This window comes from Microbacterium sp. 22179, assembly GCF_052045715.1.
Classification (GTDB): domain Bacteria; phylum Actinomycetota; class Actinomycetes; order Actinomycetales; family Microbacteriaceae; genus Microbacterium; species Microbacterium galbinum.
Genome location: NZ_JBQEPJ010000008.1, coordinates 46071 through 64289 on the forward strand (window position 1 = coordinate 46071; position 18219 = coordinate 64289).

Sequence of the window (18219 nt, forward strand, 5' to 3'; positions counted from 1 at the left end):
GGCAGCGAGATCTGGCCTGACCACTTGAGTCAACGCTGACAGGCTTGGCCGGACCCGAACGTACGGATGACCAGCTGAGGCCTCCCAACCACGCACAGCTGTTACGACTGCACTGAAAGCGATAGTTTGCGACGGACGCAAGCCCAGGGACCCATAGAGTGTGGAGCATGAGGTCGAGGAGAAAGAAGAGTACGGACGCTGCTGGGCTGCCGCCCGCGCCCGAGTCAAAGATGCCCGTGCTGGCGACAGACGTGTTCACGCCCTCGGTTCCCGCAAGTCGCGGTTTTGTCGGGCGGAAGACCGAGATGAAGGACCTGACGAATATGGGCCTTCGGGTTCCGGGAACGCAGATTGTCGTGTGGGGAGAATCCGGCGCAGGGAAATCGTCTCTTGTTAACAAGGTTCTGGTCGACGAAGGGCACACAGCCGTAAAGACTGCCTGCACACCTGACTCAACGTACGAGCAGATCCTTGCGGGGGCGTTCTCTGGCACCGGTGCATTCTTCGTAACCGAAAGCTCAGAACACACTGATGAAACGCTCGCCATCAGCGGAACCGTCGGCAGTGAGCTGATTGGGGCGAAGGTCGCATCCAACATTTCGCTGAGCACCATCCAGGGGAACAAGCGCGAGCCGATCGCTCGCCCGCAGCTCACTCCGCAACGACTCGTAGCCGAGCTTGGTGCTCGCGAGTATTCATGGGTGATCGAAGACTTCCATAAGGTCAACCCATCGGAGCGATCGAGAATCGCTCACGCCCTGAAAGTGTTCTCGGACGAGGGATCGAAGTATCCCAAGACGCGCGTGATCGTTCTCGGCGTCTCAGAGTCGGTGGACGAACTCGTGCAGGACGCGATCAACGTAGGCAAGCGCCTCATCGATGTTCCAGTTCCTCCTCTAAGCCACGACGACCTGGGGAAGATACTTGATACCGGCGAGCGGCTTCTCAACCTCGACTTCTCGGAGGTGAGAGCCCGACTCCTCGACACCGCGGTTGGCACGGCCAGCATCACGCACGCCCTGGCCCTTGCCTGTTGTTCTGAGCGTGCTGTCGAGCATGCCAGCAGCGAAAGGGTCAGCTTCACTGTGGAAGACTTCACGGAAGCGTCCCAAAGCTACGTGCGGACCCGATCGAGCACGGTCAAGTCCCGGTTCCGGAGCGCGCTCAAAGTCCACCGCAAACGAGTTTACGACAACACCGAGATTATTCTCCGCGCGCTCACTGAGTTGCCCGAAAGCGGCGGTACAGTCGGGGAAATCTTGGCTGTCATTCGGCGGGATCACAAGGGATACCCCTCGGGCAACGCTACGAAGTACCTTCGCGAGTTGCAGGAAGAACAGCGAGGCGCGCTCATCCGAAAGACCTCGGCGGGCGTGTTCCGGTTCGACGAGCCATTGCACCATGCGTACGCAAAGTCGTTCTTCGGCCCGCTGCCGGGAGCAACGATGCCGAAGGACAAAAACAGAAGCGAATGGGACTCCGCCGTACAAATGCTTTTGATAGCGCGCTGGAACGATATTCGCGACGACTTCTCTCCCGCGGAATTCATGACCGACGAAGAGCCGCCCGAAGATTGGCAGCGCGAGGATAGGGCGTAACTAGACGACGATCATCTGAGTTCGAGCGGGTCAGGAACCCTCCAACGCGATGCATCGGCGACACCTTGCGACATCGCCCTGGATCGTGAGCGATGGGGAACAGAAGACGTTTGGCGACTCAGCCATGAACTGGCGCCTGAACTTCCCGCAGACAGCACCTCAGGCGAAACACCCGCTGCGGCCGGACTCACTGCTGGTGCAATACTGGCGCCGACCAATCGTCGGTTGACGGTTATCGGAAACGCGCTAGTCAGCTGGATGGCATAGGAAGTTCACGTTGCCGCCTGACGCCATAGGTCCGGAGGACGAGCGTGCCATACGACCCAGGGAGATACGCGCGATCAAAGCGACCGCCGAGTTCTGTTGTGTCGTAGGTTCGTACGTGGTGGAGATACAGCTGCTGAAGACGCTGTGCGGAGGAACCTCTACCAGACAACCGTCACTGACGCGCAATACCTCTCCCACCTTGGGCTTGCGCTACGACCGAGGGACCGCACGCACGATCACCTCCGTCGCGCCAGATGAAGCATCCATCTGGCGCCGCGCTATACCGCTAGGCTCCACCCGTCAGGGAGGGTACAAGCTAACGTCCTAGGCCGTTTAAAAGGTCGAATGTTGCCGCCCAGTAATCGAACTCATCCCGGAACCGCGACTGGGGGCTCACGTCAGACTTGCACCCGCACGCGCTTCACGCGGGCCCGGGTTTTCTGCACCACCCAGCACACGACGTAGATCGTGAACGACAGAGTGGTGATGTACGGGCTGACGGGCAGGGTGCCGGCCAGGGCGAGCAGGATGCCGCCCACCGCCGAGACGAAGCCGAACAGGGCGGCGAGCAGTGGCACGGCCACGGGCCCGGCGGTCACGCGCATTGCGGCGGCGGCGGGGGTGACGAGCAGCGCCATCACGAGCAGCGCACCGATGATGTGCACGCTGACGGCGACGATGAGGCCGAGCAGCACCATGAACAGCAGGCTCACGGCACGGGTGGGCACACCGCGGGCGGCCGCCGACTCGGGGTCGAGCGAGTCGAAGCGCAGCGGGTTCCACATGATGAGCAGACCGAGCAGCACCACCAGGCTGATCCCCATGAGCCAGCCGAGGTCGGGGCTCGACACCGAGACGATCTGACCGGTGAGCAGGCTGAACCGGTTGGCGCTGCGGCCGTCGTAGAGCGACAGGAACAGGATGCCGAGGCCGAGGCCGAACGGCATGAGAACGCCCACGATCGAGTTGCGGTCCCGGGCCTTCGCGCCGAGGACGCCGATCAGTATCGCCGCGACGAGGGCTCCACCGAGCGACCCGAACACCACGCTGCCGCCGAACAGCAGCGCGGCCGCGGCGCCCGCGAACGACAGCTCGCTCACCCCGTGCACGGCGAAGGCGAGGTCGCGCTGCATCACGAAGACGCCGATGAGTCCACCGACGATGCCGAGCACGGCCCCCGCGATGATCGAGTTCGAGAGCAGGGCCACGAGCTCGCCGTAGTCCTGGAACGAGAAGACGTCGCTCCAGTCGACCAGAGGCCTCATGCTGCTCCTCCGTGCGCGTGCTCGTGGTCGCCGTGATCGTGGTGGGGCTCGGCATCCGGAACGCCCACGACCACCAGCCGGTCGCCGGCGCGGAGCACGAACACCGGGGTGCCGTAGAGGTCGGTGAGCACGCGCGTCTGCAGCACCTCGTCGGGGGTGCCGAGCAGGAAGCGCCCACCGGCGATGTAGAGGATGCGGTCGACCTTGCCGAGGATCGGGTTGATGTCGTGGGTGACGAACATCACGGCCGCCTCTCGCTCGCGGCGCTGCCGGTCGATGATGTCGGTCACGGCGACCTGGTTGGCCAGGTCGAGGTTCGAGAGCGGCTCGTCGCACAGCAGCAGGGCCGGCTCGTCGGCGAGTGCCTGACCGACCCGCAGCCGCTGCTGCTCACCGCCGGAGAGGAGTCCGACGCGGCGATCCGCGAAGTGGGCGGCCCCGACCGACTCGAGCAGGCGGTCGACCTTCGCACGGTCGCCGCGGTGCGGCACCGGGAACCCGAAGCGGCTGCCGTGCACGCCCAGGGCGACGAGGTCGCGGGCCCGCATGCTCGTATCGGGGGCGAGCGAGCGCTGCTGCGGGATGTAGCCGATGCGCGAGTTCCCACGGTGCACGGGCTCACCCGCGACGCGGATGGTTCCCGACGACAGCGGCTGCAGACCGAGGATGCTGCGCAGAAGGGTGGTCTTGCCCGAACCCGAAGGGCCCAGCACGGCGATGAACTCGCCGGGCTGGACCGTCAGATCGAGTCCCGACCAGAGTTCGCGGTCTCCACGGTGGAGCGAAGCATCCGCGATCTCGAGGACGGGGCGCCGACTCACGACTGGGTCGCGGCGGCGAGGCTCTGGATCGCGTCACTCATCCACTCAGAGTACGACGATCCGTCCTCGAGCAGCTCCGTGAAGGCGATCACGGGGATGCCCGCGGCCTTCGCGGCATCCTCGACGCGCTGCGTCTCGGAACCACCGGTCTGCGCGTTGGTGAGGAGAGCGGCGACCTCGCCGCTCTCGATCACGTCGAGCGCCTGCAGCAGAACGGCGGGGGCGACATCGGTGCCCTCCTCGACCGACTCCGCGAAGCCCTCGGGGGTGACATCGGTGAACCCGGCGGCCGCGGCGAGGTAGCCGGGCAGCGGCTCGGTGATGAAGACGTCGACGCCCGAGGCATCCGCCTTGATGGACGCGAGGTCGGCTTCGAAGCCCTCGAGCTCGGCCGTGAGCTCCGCCGCGTTCGCGGCGAACTCGTCGGCGCCGTCGGGGTCGAGCTCGGAGAGCTCGTCGGAGATCGCCTCGACGACGTGGATCATCGTGTGCGGGTCGAACCACACGTGCTCGTTGAAGCCCTCGATGTGGTCGTGACCCTCGTGGCCCTCTTCGCCCTCGGCGTGCTCGTGGTCGTGCTCCTCCTCGGCAGGCGCCTCGGTCGCTGCGTCGTCGGCGGCATGGTCCTCGTCGGCATGGTCGTCGTGAGCCTCGTTGCCGGGGTAGTCGTGCGAGTACTCGACGGCCGTGACGACGTGGGGGTCGTTCGCGTCCTGAAGGAGCGTGTCGATGAACGCGTCGTATCCGCCGCCGTTCTCGATCACGAGGTCGGCCTTCTGCACCGTGAGGCGGTCGCGGGCGGTGGCCTCGTAGGAGTGCGGGTCCTGCGAAGCGGAGGTGATGATCGACTCGACGTCGATGCGGTCGCCGCCGATCGTCGAGGCGATGTCGCCGTAGACGTTGGTGCTCGCGACGACCGTGATGGTGCCGTCGTCGCTCGCGCCCTCTCCCGCAGCGGCGGTGGAGCATCCGGCCAGCGTCAGGGCGGCGACGGATGCGAGGGTCAGGGCGAGCACGGGCTTCTTCATGCTCTCACTCTAAACGCTAATGAGAACCATTATCAAATCGGCATCCGCAGATCTCTCGATCGCTGCCCGCCGAGCCACCCCTCTACGGCCGAACCACCCCTGTCCGCACTGTTCAGAAAGGGGTGGCTCGCACAGAAAGGGGTGGCTCGGCGATCAGGAGAACGTCAGGCGAGCAGCGCCGCCGGGGCGATCCAGACCGTGGCCTCGCCGGGAAGCGACGAGCCCTCGAGCGGGATGCTCGTGAGCACGACGTCTGCGGCGTCCGCTCCCAGATCGAACGGCTCGGTGCCGAAGTTCGTGACGATCTGCCATCCGTTCGGACGCGCGAAGCGCAGCACGTCGGCTCGACCGGTCTCGACCCACTCCAGCGTCTCGCCCGTCTGCAGCGGATGCCGCAGGCGCAGCGCCTCACGGTACAGCGACAGCGTCGATGCGGGATCGGACGCCTCGGCATCCACCGCGTGATCGGCGAACCACTCCGGCTGGGGCAGGTGCGCGGCGGCCGCGCCGAACCCGAACGAGACGCCGTCGGCGCTCCACGGCAGCGGCACGCGGCATCCGTCCCGACCCAGTCCGTCGAACTCCGCCCCGCGGAAGAACGCCGGGTCCTGTCGCTGCTCGGGCGAGATCTTGGCGACCTCGTGCAACCCGAGTTCCTCGCCCTGGTACAGGTAGGCGCTGCCGGGCAGGCCGAAGAGCAGCAGCGACGCGGCCGTCGCGCGACGCAGACCGCGCTCGCGATCGAGCAGCTCGGACGGGCCGCCGGCCGCGACCCACTCCGTGCCCTGCTTCACCGCGCGACCCTGCAGCGGTGCGAGACCGTAGCGGGTGGCGTGGCGGGTGACGTCGTGATTCGAGAGCACCCACGTCGTCGACGACCCGCTCTGCCGGGCCTGCGCGAGGTTCTCGTCGACGATCTCGCGGAACTGCGCGGCGTCGAAATCGGCCTCGAGCAGGTCGAAGTTGAACGCCTGCCCGAGCCCCTCGGCCGAGGCGTAGCGGGCGCGACGCTCGGGCGTATCGACCCACGCCTCGGCGACTGCGGTGCGCGGCGGGTCGTACGAGTTGAAGACCTGCCGCCACTCGGCGTAGATCTCGTGCACGTCGTCGCGGTCGATCAGCGGGTGCGAGCCCGAGGAGCGGTCCATCGCGTCGAGCTCGGCTCGCGAGGGCAGCGGCTCGCTGAGGTCCTTGGTGAGCATGTGCGCGACGTCGATGCGGAAGCCGTCGACCCCGCGGTCCGACCAGAAGCGCAGGGTCTTCAAGAAGTCCGCACGCACCTCCGGGTGATCCCAGTTGAAGTCGGGCTGCTCGGTGGCGAAGTTGTGGAAGTACCACTGGCCGTCCTCGACCCGCTCCCACGCCGACCCGCCGAACACCGAGACCCAGTCGGTGGGCGGCTCGGCGCCGTCGGGCCCCGTGCCCTCGCGGAAGATGTACCGCTCGCGCGCGGCCGAACCGCGGCCCGCGGCGAGCGCCTCCTGGAACCACGCGTGCTGATCCGACGAGTGGTTCGGCACGATGTCGACGATGACGTGGATGCCGCGAGCGTGCAGCGCCTCGACCATCGCGTCGAAGTCGGCGAGGGTGCCCAGTCGCGGGTCGACGTCGCGGTAGTCGGCGACGTCGTAGCCGCCGTCGGCGAGCTCGGACGGGTAGAACGGGCTCAGCCAGACCGCATCGATGCCGAGCGCCGACAGGTAGTCGACGCGCGACAGGATGCCGGGGATGTCGCCGAGCCCGTCGCCGTTGGCGTCGGCGAAGCTGCGGGGGTAGATCTGGTAGACGGCGGCCTGCCGCCACCACGCTGCCGTCTTGTCGTCTTCGCGGGTCTCGGTGAGAAGCGAATCGGTCATATCGGGGAGTGCTCCTTCGTTTCTTGCGGTGGTTCTCGTGTCAGCCCTTCGACAGGCTCAGGGACCCAGTGTTGGGTTGCTGAGCCTGTCGAAGCATCCCTAGCCCTTGACGGCGCCCTGCGTGACGCCCTCCATGACGAAGCGCTGCGTGAACAGGTAGGCCAGGATCGCCGGAGCCATCGCCATCAGGTACGAGGCGAACGACACGTTGTAGTTGTTGCTGAACTGGGTCTGGAACAGGTTCTGCCGCACCGGCAGCGTCTGCAGCGCCGGGTCGGAGATGATGAGCGACGGCATCATGAAGTCGTTCCAGGCGTAGAGGAAGGCAAAGATCCCGACCGTCGCACTCATGGGCGCGAGCAGCGGGAAGATCAGCTTCCAGAACGTCTGCCACGTGGTGGCGCCGTCGATGCGGGCGCTCTCCTCGAGCTCGATCGGGATCGATCGCAGGAACGCCGTGAACAGCAGCACGCTGAAGCTCAGCTGGAACATCGTCGCGAGGATGATCACGCCGAACGGGTTGTCGAGCCCGAAGCGTCCGGTGAGCTGGATCTGCGGCAGGGCGACGACCGGGAACGGGATGAACATCGCCGCGAGCAGGTAGAAGAACGAGTAACGGAAGAGGCGGCGGTCCCAGTTGCGCACGATCGCGTACGAGGCGAACGCCGCGAGCACGATGGTCGCGATCACGGTGCCGGCCGTGACGAGCAGGGAGATGCCCGCGCCGACCGGGAACTTCGTGAGGTTCCACGCCTCGACGAACCCGTCGATGCTGAACGGCGCCGGCAGCGAGAACGCGTTGCCGTCGACCGCCTGGCCCGTGGTCTTGAACGCCATCGAGAGGGTGACGTACAGCGGGAGGAGAACGGTGACCGCGCACAGGATCAGGATGATCGTGCCCGACCAGTTGACCCGTTCCATGCGCACGCGGGGCTTCTTGCCCGCGACCTGTGTGGTGATGGTCTGCGTCGACATCAGAGTGCGTTCCTTCCGCGCGTCAGCGACAGCTGGAGGAGGGAGATGAGGACGGCGACGATGAAGAAGATGGTCGCGTTGGCCATCTGATAGGCGTAGTCGCCGCCGTTGAAGCCCGCGATGATCGTCATCGCGACGCTGCGGGTGGAGGTTCCGGGGCCGCCGTTGGTGAGGCCGACGATGATGTCGTAGGCGTTCAGGAAGCCCTTGAACCCGAGGATGACGTTGATCACGACGTAGCCCATGACGAGCGGGAGCGTGATGCGGGTGAGCTGCTGCGTCTTGCTCGCGCCGTCGATGCTCGCCGCCTCGTAGACCTCGCCGGGCACCGAGAGCAGGCCGGCGATGTAGATCAGCAGCGTGCCGGGCACGGCCTGCCAGGCGGTGACGATGACGATCGCCACCCAGGCCAGGTCGGGGTTGGCGAGCAGGCTCGTCTGCAGCCACGGGATGCCGGTGGCCGCCCCCGCGGCGGGGATCGAGTTCGAGAACAGGAAGTTGAAGACGTACGCGATGATGATGCCCGAGATCACCATCGGGATCACGAAGATCGTGCGCAGCCCCGTCTTGAAGCGGATGCGGGAGGTGAGCCCGACCGCGAGCAGGAACGCGACCACGTTGACCACGATGACCGTGGCGATCGAGAACCCGAACGTGAAGAGGTAGCTCTGCAGGATCGCCGGGTCGCTGAACATGGCGATGTAGTTCGTGAAGCCGTTGAAGCTCCACTCGCCGATGCCGATCGAGTCGGTGAAGCTGAAGAAGATGCCCATCACCCCCGGCACCGTGATCGCGAGGGTGAAGATCACGAGCGTCGGCAGCAGGAACAGGTAGTAGATCGGCTCGACCCGGCGGGTGCGAGGACGGATGCCGCGCTTGCCGCCCGTGATGATCGCCGTGGTGTCGGTCGGAATCGTCGGGGTGATGGTCATGATGCCGGCTCCTCTGCCGAGGCGTTGTCCTGGGTCGAGGGGATCGGCGCGCGGAACGCGATGCGCGCCCAGTCGGCGTCCATGGTGCGCAGCGTGTTCTGCGTCGAGGCGCCCAGCACCATCGCCTGCGCGTAGTTGAAGATCGGCAGGGTCTTGGGCACGAGCACCGAGGGGCCCTGGTAGATCTTGCCCTCGTCGTAGTACTCGATCATCCCCTCGATGCGCGGGTCGTCGGGGGCCGGGGCATCCGTCGTCGGGGTGAAGCCGAGCTGCGAGGCGTTGTACTCCTCGATGTTCTCGGGCTGATACAGGAACTCGAGGAAGTCGCGGGCGGCCTCCTGGTGGCGTGACCCCTCGGGGATCATCGCCGCGAGGTCCATGTTGACGCGCACCTCGAGGTCGCCCGGGTCGTCGGTCATCGGCAGCGGGAACGTTCCGAGCTGCAGGTCGGGTGCGGTCTTCGCGATCTCGCTGAACGCCCACGGCCCCTGCAGGTACATGGCCGCCTCGCCCTTCGCGAAGGCGAGGTTGCCGTCGCCGTAGGCCCTGCTCGCGGCATCCGCGTTGGTGTAGTTCTCGGCGAGCTGCATCATGCGATCCATGGGCTCGGCGAAGTCCTTCTCGAACGAGACCGGGGCGTCGGGCCCGACCTCGGTGCCCTCTTCGGCGAGCGCGTCGAAGAAGTCGATCACGTCGACCGATCCGCCGGCGGTGTAGTCGTACCAGCCCTGACCGACAGTCCAGTCGTCCTTGAAGGTGCCGTAGAACGGGTCGATGCCCGCGGCCTTGAGCTGATCGCAGACGGCGATGAGCTCGTCCCAGGTGGTCGGGACCTCGAGGCCCTGGGCCTCGAAGATCTCCTTGTTGTAGATGACGGATGCCGCCATCACCGAGTACGGCAGGGCGCTCGTGCGACCCTCGCAGGAGCCGTACTGGTCCATGAGCGGCTGCAGGTCGTCGCGCACGCTCGCCGCGGCGTCGGTGTCGGAGAGATCGGTGAGCGCGCAGCGCTGCACGAACCGGGCGATCTCGTAGTTGTAGTTGGCGAGCATGATGTCGGGCGGGTTGCCGCGCACGAAGCTGGCCGAGACGACGTCGACGCCCGAGGTGTCGATCTCGACCTTCACGTCGTCCTGCGAGGCGTTGTACTCGGCGACGCGTTCGGTCATGAACTCGATCGCTTCGCGCTTGCTGAAGGTGAAGCGGATGGTCTCCGCTCCCGAGCCGGCTGCGCAGCTCGTGAGGGCGGCACCGATCAGCGTGAGGCCGAGGCCCCCGGCGATCAGCCGCAACGCGCGTGTTCGTTCTCCAGACACCGTCGTCCTTCCGGTTTTTAGATCCGATAACTAAATCTAATGAGCGAATTTACTCCGCTGGAAGGTACTCTCTCATTCAGACGACAGGAAGGCAAGAGCGTGGCAGACATCACCGCGGGGCTCGGCACGGGGCGTGCCAGCGTCGGCGCCGTGCTCGACTTCGCCTGGAGTGCGGGCGAGTTCACCGCCACCGACGTCATGGCCGCGACCTCGCTGACCCGCTCCACAGCCATCGATGCGATCGACACGCTCGTCGGCGCCGACGTGCTGCGCGAGCTGCCGAACGCCCGCGTGGCCGGCAGCTATCGCTCCGGCCGACCCGCCCGGCGCTTCGCCCTCTCCCCCGACCTCGGCGTCGTCGTCGGGATCGACGCGGGCGACACGCACCTCTCCGTCACCGTCGCCGACCTGCTCGACCGGAATCTCGTGCACCATCGCGTCGAGGTGTCGCAGACGCAGCCCGCCGCCGATCGTCGCGCGCTGATCATCGAACGCCTGGGCGCCGCTCTCGACGAAGCCGGAGTGTCTCGGGATCAGGTGCTGGCCGTCTGCGCCGGCGTCGCCGCCCCCGTCGATCGCAACGGCATCTCTCCCCCGCACCCCGACGGCTTCTGGGAGCGCACGAACCCCGGGCTCGCCGAGGCGCTGCGCGACTGGGCTCCGGTCGTGCACGTCAAGAACGACGCACAGCTCGCGGCGATCGCCGAGGGCGCGGTCGGCCGGGCGATCGGATGCCGCGACTACGTCGCCCTGATCGCGAGCGAGCGCTACGGCGGCGGTGTGGTCGTCGACGGGCATGTGCTGCACGGCGCCCACGGCGGCGTCGGAGAGGGCGTCGTGTTCGACCACATCATGGGCGTCGGCTCGGCCGTCGGCCTCCCCTACTCGGTGCAGGATGCGGCACGGGATGCCGTCGCCTCGGGCACCGTGTCGCCGTCATCGGCGTTGGGGCGGCTCGTGGCGGCAGAGCGCATCGACCCGCGCCTCGTGCTCACGCTCGCCGCGTCGGGCGACCCCGATGCCCTGCTCGTCACCGAGCACGTCGGCGCCGTCGTCGCCCGCATCGTCGGCGTGCTCGGCAGCATGTACGACCCGGCTCGCGTGATCGTGTGCGGCGCCGTGGCCGAGAGCATCGAACCCGTGCTCGAGGTCGCCCGCCGTCTGCTGCCCGAAGAGCTGCACCTTCCCGCGCCCCTCGTGCTCGCCTCCGAGCTCGGCGCCGAGGTCGTGTCGGTCGGCGCCGTCGCGACCGCCCGGCGTGCGGCGCGCGAGAGCTCGGTGCCGCTTCTCGCGGAGCAGCGTCTGTCGGTGCTCGCGTAGCGCCGCGGCATCCGTTTCCGACCGTGAGGAGTCACGACATGCCGCAGGCGGATGCCGATTGGCGGCGTGTCGTGACCCCTCACGCGGCGGCGGCCCAGCCACGCCGATCGCCGTCGACGATCGAGCTGCTCCTCGACGCCGCCGCCGAACAAGCCGTGCGAGCCGAGTGGGAGGCTCTCGCCGCGCTCGGTCTGTCGAGCCTCGCCGGACACACCTCGGCGAGCAATCGACCGCACGTCACCCTGGCCGCTCGGACGGAGCTGCCCCCGCTCGACGCGGGCGTCTTCACGGACCTCCTTGCGCTCCCGATCACGCTCGGCGCCCCGGTGCTCTTCGGCACCGGCGAGCGCCGCGTGCTCGTCCGCAGCATCCTGCCCACCGCAGAACTGCAGCGTTTTCACGCGACGGTCCACACCGCGCTCGGCCCGGGAGAGGATGCCCCGCACACCGCCCCGGGCGAGTGGACCCCGCACGTCACCCTCGCCCGCCGACTGCGCCTCGCCGATCTCGAGACCGCGCTCGGCTGCATCGGTGGCGATGTTCACAGCCGCGCTACGAGCGTGCGGCGCTGGGACCCCGCCGCCGGAACGACCACCACGCTCGCGACGCTGCCGCAGGGCTAGGGACGATCGGCTCGGCTACGCCCCGTCCGCCTTGTCACTGCGATCCGCCGCCGCCAGGATGGTTCCATGAGGCGCGTGCTGGTGGGACTTCTGGCCGGCGGCGTCCTGCTCCTCACCGGCTGCGGAATGAATCAGTCCGCCGCTGACGAGGTCGTCCCCGGCCTCCCCGACGGCTGGAGCGGGCCGCAACCCGATCTCATCGCCGCAGAGCCCGTCGCCGGATGGATCGACGGCGAGGAATCCTTCGGGATCGTGACGTTCGGCAGTTCGAGCTGCCCCCTCGTCGCGGCCTCGGTGTCGGCTGACGACCCCGGCACGGTCACGGTCGATTTCCGGTACTCGTCGAACAACCCGTGCACGGCCGACATGGCGATGACCACGCACGTCTTCACGCTCCCCGAGAACGTCACTCAGCGCCCTGTGGCCGTCGCCTTCGTCCTCGACGGCACGACCGTGCGCATGGAGCTACCGAGCTGAGCCGGGGGCGGTGACGACGTCGGGGTCCCCCGTCTTCACCGGGGCCACCTGTCAGTCGACGAGCAGCGCAGGCTCCTCGAGCACCGATGCGACGTCGGCGACGAAGCGGCTCATGGCGTCGCCGTCGACCACGCGGTGATCGAACGAACCGGCCACCGTGGTCACCCAGCGGGGGCGCACCTCGCCGTCGATGACCCACGGCTTCTGGCTGATCGTGCCCATGGCGACGATGCCGGCCTCGCCGGGGTTGATGATCGGGGTGCCGGCATCCATCCCGAACACGCCGATGTTGGTGATCGTGATGGTGCCGCCCTGCTGGTCGGCGGGCGAGGTCTTGCCCTCGCGGGCCGTGAGGGTGAGGCGGTTGAGGGCGCGGGCGAGGTCCTTCATGCCGAGGTCCTGCGCGTCCTTGATGTTCGGCACGAGCAGGCCGCGGGGTGTGGCCGCGGCGATGCCGAGGTTCACGTAGTGGCGCACCGCGATCTCGGCACCGTTCTCGGTCTCGACCCATGCGGCGTTGATCATGGGCGTGCGACGCGCGGCCCAGATCACGGCGCGGGCCATGATCAGCAGCGGCGAGACCTTGATGTCGGCGTACTCGGGCGCCGCCTTCAGGCGCTTGACGAGCTCCATCGTGCGCGAGGCGTCGACCTCTTTCCACACGGTGACGTGCGGGGCCGAGTAGGCGCTCTGCACCATCGCCGAGGAGGTCGCCTTGCGCACGCCCTTCACCGGAATCGACTCGGTGCGCTCGGCATCCGACGCCGACACGGATGCCGCGACCGGCGCGACACCGCGGGCAAGACCCACCGGGGCGTTCTGCGGTGCGGGCACGGTCTCCTCGCGCACGGCACCCCACTCCGGAGTCTCGATGTTGCGGAACACGCTCGCCTGCGAGGCGAGCTTCATGACGTCGTCACGGGTGACCTCGCCGTCGGCGCCGCTCGGGGTGACCGTAGTGAGGTCGACGCCGAGGTCGCGGGCGAGCTTGCGGATCGGGGGCTTCGCGATGACGCCCACCGACGAGCGCACCGGGCGCTCGGCCGGGCGCTTACGACGCGAGGTCGCTCCTCCCCCACTGCCGTAGCCGACGAGAACGGATCCGCCGCCCTCGTCCGCGGCGGGCGCGGCAGCTGCCGGGGCCGGGGCGGCCGGAGCGGCGGCATCCGCCTGCACGAAGGTGATGATCGGGGTGCCGACCTCGACAGTGGTTCCCTCGGCGACGAGCAGCTCGCCGACCGTTCCGGCATGGGGCGAGGGCAGCTCGACGAGCGACTTGGCCGTCTCGATCTCGCAGATGACGTCGTTGATCGCGACCGTGTCGCCGGGCGCGACCTTCCACGTGACGATCTCGGCCTCGGTGAGGCCCTCGCCGACATCGGGAAGGGTGAAGTTCTGCGTGCTCATCTGCGGTCCTTTCGGAACGTCTCAGTAGGCGAGTGAACGGTCGACGGCCTCGAGGATGCGGTCGGCATCCGGGAGGTACGCGCCCTCGAGCTTGGCGGGCGGGAACGGGGTGTCGAAGCCCGACACCCGCAGCACCGGCGCCTCGAGGGCGTAGAACGCGCGCTCCATGACGGTCGCGGCGACCTCGCTGCCGATGCTGCCGAAGCCCTGGGCCTCCTGCGCGTAGACCATGCGTCCGGTCTTGCGCACCGAGTCGAGGATCGGCGCGTAGTCGATCGGCGAGATCGAGCGCAGATCGACGACCTCGCAGCTCGTGCCCTCCGACTCGGCCAGCGCAGCCGCCTGCAGCAGCGTCGTGACCATCGCGCCGTGCCCGACGAGGGTGACGTCGGAACCCGCACGCACGACCCGCGAGGAGTGCAGCGGGGCGGCGGATGCCTCGAGCTCGACCTCGCCCTTGGGCCAGTAGCGGCTCTTGGGCTCCATGAAGATCACGGGGTCGTTCGAGGCGATCGCCTCCTGGATCATCCAGTAGGCGTCGTTCGGCGTCGAGGGCGACACGACCCGCAGGCCCGGGGTGTGCGCGAAGTACGCCTCGGGGCTCTCCTGGTGGTGCTCGACCGCGCCGATGTGCCCGCCGTAGGGGATGCGGATCACGATCGGCAGGCTCAACGAGCCCTCGTGACGATTCGTGAGTTTGGCGAGCTGCGTGGTGATCTGGTCGAAGGCCGGGAACACGAAGCCGTCGAACTGGATCTCGACCACCGGGCGGAACCCGGCCATGGCGAGTCCGATCGCGGTGCCGACGATGCCCGACTCGGCGAGCGGGGTGTCGAGCACGCGCTTGTCACCGAAGTCGCGCTGCAGGTGCTCGGTCACGCGGAACACGCCGCCGAGCTTGCCGATGTCCTCGCCCATGAGCAGGACCTTGGCGTCGTCTTCCATGGCCTTGCGCAGACCGGCGTTCAGAGCCTTGCTGAACGGCATCGTCTCGAGGGTCACTGCGCTCCTCCTTCGAACGACGCTTCGTACTTCGCGAGCCACGCCTTCTGCTCGGCGATCAGCGGGTGCGCCTCGCTGTAGACGTGGTCGAACATCCGGCTCACCGGCGGCGGGCCGAGCTCGACCGTGCGGGCGCGGAGGTCTTCCGCGGCATCCGCGCCTTCGGCGTCGACATCGGCGAAGAAGGATGCCGCCGCTCCCCGGTTCTCGAGGAACGCGCGCATGCGGGTGATCGGGTCGCGCTGCGCCCACGATTCCTCTTCGTCGTTGCCGCGGTACTTGGTGGGGTCGTCGCTGGTGGTGTGCGCGCCCAGGCGGTAGGTGACCGCCTCGATCGCGCGCGGCCCCTGGCCGGTGCGCGCCTCGTCGAGCGCGGTCCGCGAGACGGCGTAGCTCGCGAGCACGTCGTTGCCGTCGACGCGGACGCTGGGGATGCCGTAGCCGGCGCTGCGCTGCACAAGCGGAACGCGCGACTGCGTCGAGACCGGCACCGAGATCGCCCAGTGGTTGTTCTGCAGGAAGAAGACCGTCGGCGACTGGTAGCTGGCGGCGAAGACCATCGCCTCGTGCACGTCGCCCTGGCTGGAGGCGCCGTCGCCGTAGTAGACGATGACCGCTTCGTCGCGGTCGACGTCACCGCTGCCGGAGCGGCCGTCGAACGACAGGCCCATCGCGTAGCCCGTGGCGTGCAGTGCCTGCGACCCGAGAACGAGGGTGTAGAGCCGGGTGTTGCCGTTCTTGGGATCGGTGGGATCCCAGCCGCCGTGCGAGACGCCGCGCATCAGCTTGATGATGTCGAGCGGGTCGACGCCGCGGATGCGGGTGACGACGTGCTCTCGGTACGACGGGAAGATGGTGTCCTGCGCACGGGCCGCTCGACCCGAGCCGACCTGCGCCGCCTCCTGGCCGCGGCTCGGCGGCCAGAGCGCCAGCTGCCCCTGCCGCTGCAGGTTGGTGGCCTGGGTGTCGATGGCGCGGATGACGACCATGTCGCGGTAGAACTGCTCGAGTTCGGCATCGCTGATCGATTCGATCAGCGACAGGTACCGCTCCGCAGCGGGGGTAGGGGCGAATCGGCCGTCTGCCTCGAGGACGCGGACGATTTCGTTCTCTGACGAGCTCACCGTTCCACGCTATCCGAGGAACGGTGCCTAGGGCTGGAGAGTCCGCACAACGGATTCGGAAACCTGTAGGACCTTGTCCACCGATTCATGCTCTCCGACGGATATGCGGATGCCGTCGCCCGAGAACGGGCGCACGACGATGTCGCCGGCGACGAAAGCCGCGGCGACCTCGTCGGTGCGGTCGCCGGCGGGCAGCCAGACGAAGTTGCCCTGGGAATCGGGCACCTTCCAGCCCTGAGCGCGGAGCCCGGCGACGAGGCGGGTGCGGCGGGCGACGATCTCGGTGACGCGTTCGAGCAGCTCGGCTTCGGCGTCGAGGCTCGCGATGGCCGCGTTCTCCGCCGCAGCCGTCACGGAGAGGGGTACGCCGGTGACGCGGGCCGCGTCGAGCACCTTCTCGTGGCCGATCGCATAGCCGATGCGGAGGCCGGCGAGTCCGTAGGCCTTCGAGAAGGTGCGCAGGACGACGACGTTCGGGTGCCGGTCGAAGATGCGCTCGGCGAGACCGTCCACCGCATCGGGTGCGGTGACGAACTCGGCGTATGCCTCGTCGAGAATGATCAGGACGTCGGCGGGGACCCGCTCGACGAAGGCCGCGAACTCGCCGCTCGTGATGATGGGACCGGTCGGGTTGTTGGGGGTGCAGACGATGATCGCGCGAGTGCGATCGGTGACGGCATCCGCCATCGCATCGAGGTCGTGACGCGCGTCGACGGTGAGCGGGACCGGGACTCCGGTCGCTCCGGAGATGAGCGGCAGGCTCGGGTACGCCTCGAACGACCGCCAGGCGTAGACGACCTCGTCGTCGACGGATGCCGTGGCGAGGATCAGCTGATGCAGGATCGACACGCTGCCCGCGGCGACGTGCACCTGGTCGGGCTCGACGCCGTACCGCGCGCCGAGGCGCTCGCGCAGCCGCAGCGCCGTGGCGTCGGGGTAACGGTTGATCGGCGTGATGTGCTGCATCGCCTCGACCACCGACGGCAGCGGATCGAAGGGGTTCTCGTTGCTCGACAGCTTGAACGCATCGGGTCCCGCCTGCTTGCCCTGGCGGTACGGCGCAAGCGCGGCGATGGCGGGGCGGATGCGGGGAAGGATCGGGTCGGTCACGAGGACGAGTCTAGGAGCCGGACGGCGCCCCACGCCCCTTCACCCTCATCCCGGCCACTGATACCATTTTGGTATGGCGATGACACTCAGGCTTCCGGAAGACATGGACGACAAGTTCGGCGCGCTGGCCGCGCGCCGTCACACCTCGAAGCATGCACTCCTGCTCGAGGCGGCAGACCGGTTCCTGCGAGAAGAAATCACTACCGAGGAGGCGGTGAACACGGCCCTCGGCGTTGCCGACCGCTACGCCGACCTGTTGAAGAAGCTTGAAGACGCGTGACGCGGTTCATCGAACTGCCACATGCCGTCGGCGTGCTCGACGCGCTCGGACTCCATGTACGCGACATCGGCCTGCTCTCGTCTGCCCTCGCGCGTCCGTCGAGCTCGATGTTCGGCGTCGAGGCCTATCCAGAACTCGAGCTCAAGGCCGCCGCATTGCTTTCGTCCCTGAGCCAGAATCATCCGCTGTTCGACGGCAACAAGAGGTTCTCCTGGGTTCTCACCCTCACGCTTCTCGAGATGAACGGGGTCGTGATCGACATGGACACCGACGCGGCCTTCGCACTCATCCTGCGCACAGCGCAGAGCGCAGCCGATCTCCCAGAGATCGCCGACGCGTTTCGAAGGAACCGCGCGACCTGAATCCCGACTGACAATCGCCACCCCCACGTGGAAGACTGGACGGACCATGCGCTTCATCATCCGAGTCGTCGTCAACGCATTCGCCCTGTGGGTCGTGACGCTGATCCCCGCGCTGCAGGTGAGCATCGTCGCGTTCCCTCCGGGCGAGACGCTGCAGCTCGTGCTCACGCTGCTCGCGGTCGCCGCGATCTTCGCGCTCGTGAACACGATCATCGGCACCGTCGTGAAGATCGTGGCGTTCCCGCTCTACATCCTCACCCTCGGACTCATCGGGTTCGTCATCAACGGCTTCCTGCTGTGGCTGACCGCCTGGATCACGAGCGGCTTCGGCTGGGGACTCACGGTCGGCCACTTCTGGTGGGGCGTCGTCGCCGCGCTGATCATCTCGATCATCAACGGCATCTTCGGCTTCATCCTGCGCCCGCAGGCCAAGAAGCAGCGCCGCCGCGACTGAGG

Annotated in this window: 18 protein-coding genes; 7 read left to right on the forward strand and 11 right to left on the reverse strand. The window is 67.7% G+C overall.

Going from position 1 to position 18219, the window contains the following annotated elements:
- Positions 1 to 236: 236 nt before the first annotated feature.
- Positions 237 to 1598 (forward strand): hypothetical protein, encoded by a 1362-nt coding sequence (locus ACTJKK_RS15290; protein ID WP_440748600.1) that lies wholly within the window; start codon positions 237 to 239, stop codon positions 1596 to 1598.
- A gap of 665 nt (positions 1599 to 2263) precedes the next feature.
- Here ACTJKK_RS15290 and ACTJKK_RS15295 read toward each other — a convergent pair.
- From ACTJKK_RS15295 to ACTJKK_RS15325, 7 genes are all read right to left on the reverse strand, one after another.
- On the reverse strand, positions 2264 to 3130 hold the full coding sequence (locus tag ACTJKK_RS15295) for a metal ABC transporter permease (protein ID WP_440748601.1): 867 nt from the start codon (positions 3128 to 3130) through the stop codon (positions 2264 to 2266).
- On the reverse strand, positions 3127 to 3951 hold the full coding sequence (locus tag ACTJKK_RS15300) for a metal ABC transporter ATP-binding protein (protein ID WP_247624211.1): 825 nt from the start codon (positions 3949 to 3951) through the stop codon (positions 3127 to 3129). The genes ACTJKK_RS15295 and ACTJKK_RS15300 overlap by 4 nt, the downstream gene beginning before the upstream one ends.
- Entirely contained in the window at positions 3948 to 4979 is a 1032-nt protein-coding gene (locus ACTJKK_RS15305; RefSeq protein WP_440748602.1) for a metal ABC transporter solute-binding protein, Zn/Mn family, read from the reverse strand. The genes ACTJKK_RS15300 and ACTJKK_RS15305 overlap by 4 nt, the downstream gene beginning before the upstream one ends.
- Before the next feature lie 164 nt (positions 4980 to 5143).
- Complete coding sequence (locus tag ACTJKK_RS15310) at positions 5144 to 6835, reverse strand: glycoside hydrolase family 13 protein (RefSeq protein WP_440748603.1); 1692 nt, start codon at positions 6833 to 6835, stop codon at positions 5144 to 5146.
- Positions 6836 to 6934: 99 nt separating this feature from the next.
- Positions 6935 to 7810, reverse strand: coding sequence for a carbohydrate ABC transporter permease (locus tag ACTJKK_RS15315; RefSeq protein WP_247633552.1), 876 nt, complete (start codon positions 7808 to 7810; stop codon positions 6935 to 6937).
- Positions 7810 to 8742, reverse strand: a complete 933-nt coding sequence (locus ACTJKK_RS15320; RefSeq protein ID WP_247633551.1) for a carbohydrate ABC transporter permease — start codon at positions 8740 to 8742, stop codon at positions 7810 to 7812. The genes ACTJKK_RS15315 and ACTJKK_RS15320 overlap by 1 nt, the downstream gene beginning before the upstream one ends.
- Positions 8739 to 10058, reverse strand: a complete 1320-nt coding sequence (locus ACTJKK_RS15325) for an ABC transporter substrate-binding protein (protein WP_440748604.1) — start codon at positions 10056 to 10058, stop codon at positions 8739 to 8741. Before ACTJKK_RS15325 ends, ACTJKK_RS15320 begins: the two co-directional genes overlap by 4 nt.
- A gap of 99 nt (positions 10059 to 10157) precedes the next feature.
- Between ACTJKK_RS15325 and ACTJKK_RS15330 the strand changes: the two genes are divergently transcribed.
- From ACTJKK_RS15330 to ACTJKK_RS15340, 3 genes are all read left to right on the forward strand, one after another.
- A complete protein-coding gene (locus ACTJKK_RS15330) occupies positions 10158 to 11378 on the forward strand; it encodes an ROK family protein (protein ID WP_440748605.1) in 1221 nt (406 codons plus the stop codon).
- A 38-nt stretch (positions 11379 to 11416) separates the two neighbouring features.
- Positions 11417 to 12001, forward strand: a complete 585-nt coding sequence (locus ACTJKK_RS15335) for a 2'-5' RNA ligase family protein (RefSeq protein ID WP_440748606.1) — start codon at positions 11417 to 11419, stop codon at positions 11999 to 12001.
- 66 nt (positions 12002 to 12067) lie between these two features.
- Positions 12068 to 12478, forward strand: a complete 411-nt coding sequence (locus ACTJKK_RS15340) for a hypothetical protein (protein ID WP_440748607.1) — start codon at positions 12068 to 12070, stop codon at positions 12476 to 12478.
- A gap of 51 nt (positions 12479 to 12529) precedes the next feature.
- On the opposite strand, the gene ACTJKK_RS15345 is transcribed toward ACTJKK_RS15340, so the two are convergent.
- Genes ACTJKK_RS15345 through ACTJKK_RS15360 form a run of 4 tightly spaced genes read right to left on the reverse strand, consistent with a single transcriptional unit; the run spans position 12530 to position 17121 of the window.
- Entirely contained in the window at positions 12530 to 13885 is a 1356-nt protein-coding gene (locus tag ACTJKK_RS15345) for a dihydrolipoamide acetyltransferase family protein (RefSeq protein WP_440748608.1), read from the reverse strand.
- Between the two features lie 21 nt (positions 13886 to 13906).
- A complete protein-coding gene (locus ACTJKK_RS15350; protein WP_440748675.1) occupies positions 13907 to 14872 on the reverse strand; it encodes an alpha-ketoacid dehydrogenase subunit beta in 966 nt (321 codons plus the stop codon).
- A gap of 11 nt (positions 14873 to 14883) precedes the next feature.
- Entirely contained in the window at positions 14884 to 16011 is a 1128-nt protein-coding gene (locus ACTJKK_RS15355; protein WP_440748609.1) for a thiamine pyrophosphate-dependent dehydrogenase E1 component subunit alpha, read from the reverse strand.
- Between the two features lie 27 nt (positions 16012 to 16038).
- Positions 16039 to 17121, reverse strand: coding sequence for a histidinol-phosphate transaminase (locus tag ACTJKK_RS15360; protein ID WP_440748610.1), 1083 nt, complete (start codon positions 17119 to 17121; stop codon positions 16039 to 16041).
- A 73-nt stretch (positions 17122 to 17194) separates the two neighbouring features.
- Here ACTJKK_RS15360 and ACTJKK_RS15365 point away from each other — a divergent pair, with 73 nt between their 5' ends.
- The 3 genes from ACTJKK_RS15365 to ACTJKK_RS15375 are packed head-to-tail and all read left to right on the forward strand — an operon-like array spanning position 17195 to position 18217.
- Entirely contained in the window at positions 17195 to 17401 is a 207-nt protein-coding gene (locus ACTJKK_RS15365; protein WP_440748611.1) for a ribbon-helix-helix protein, CopG family, read from the forward strand.
- Positions 17398 to 17763 carry a type II toxin-antitoxin system death-on-curing family toxin gene (locus tag ACTJKK_RS15370; RefSeq protein WP_440748612.1) on the forward strand — a complete coding sequence of 122 codons (366 nt, stop codon included), beginning with the start codon at positions 17398 to 17400 and terminating at the stop codon, positions 17761 to 17763. Before ACTJKK_RS15365 ends, ACTJKK_RS15370 begins: the two co-directional genes overlap by 4 nt.
- A 46-nt stretch (positions 17764 to 17809) precedes the next feature.
- Positions 17810 to 18217 (forward strand): phage holin family protein, encoded by a 408-nt coding sequence (locus ACTJKK_RS15375; protein ID WP_247633538.1) that lies wholly within the window; start codon positions 17810 to 17812, stop codon positions 18215 to 18217.
- Positions 18218 to 18219: the final 2 nt, after the last annotated feature.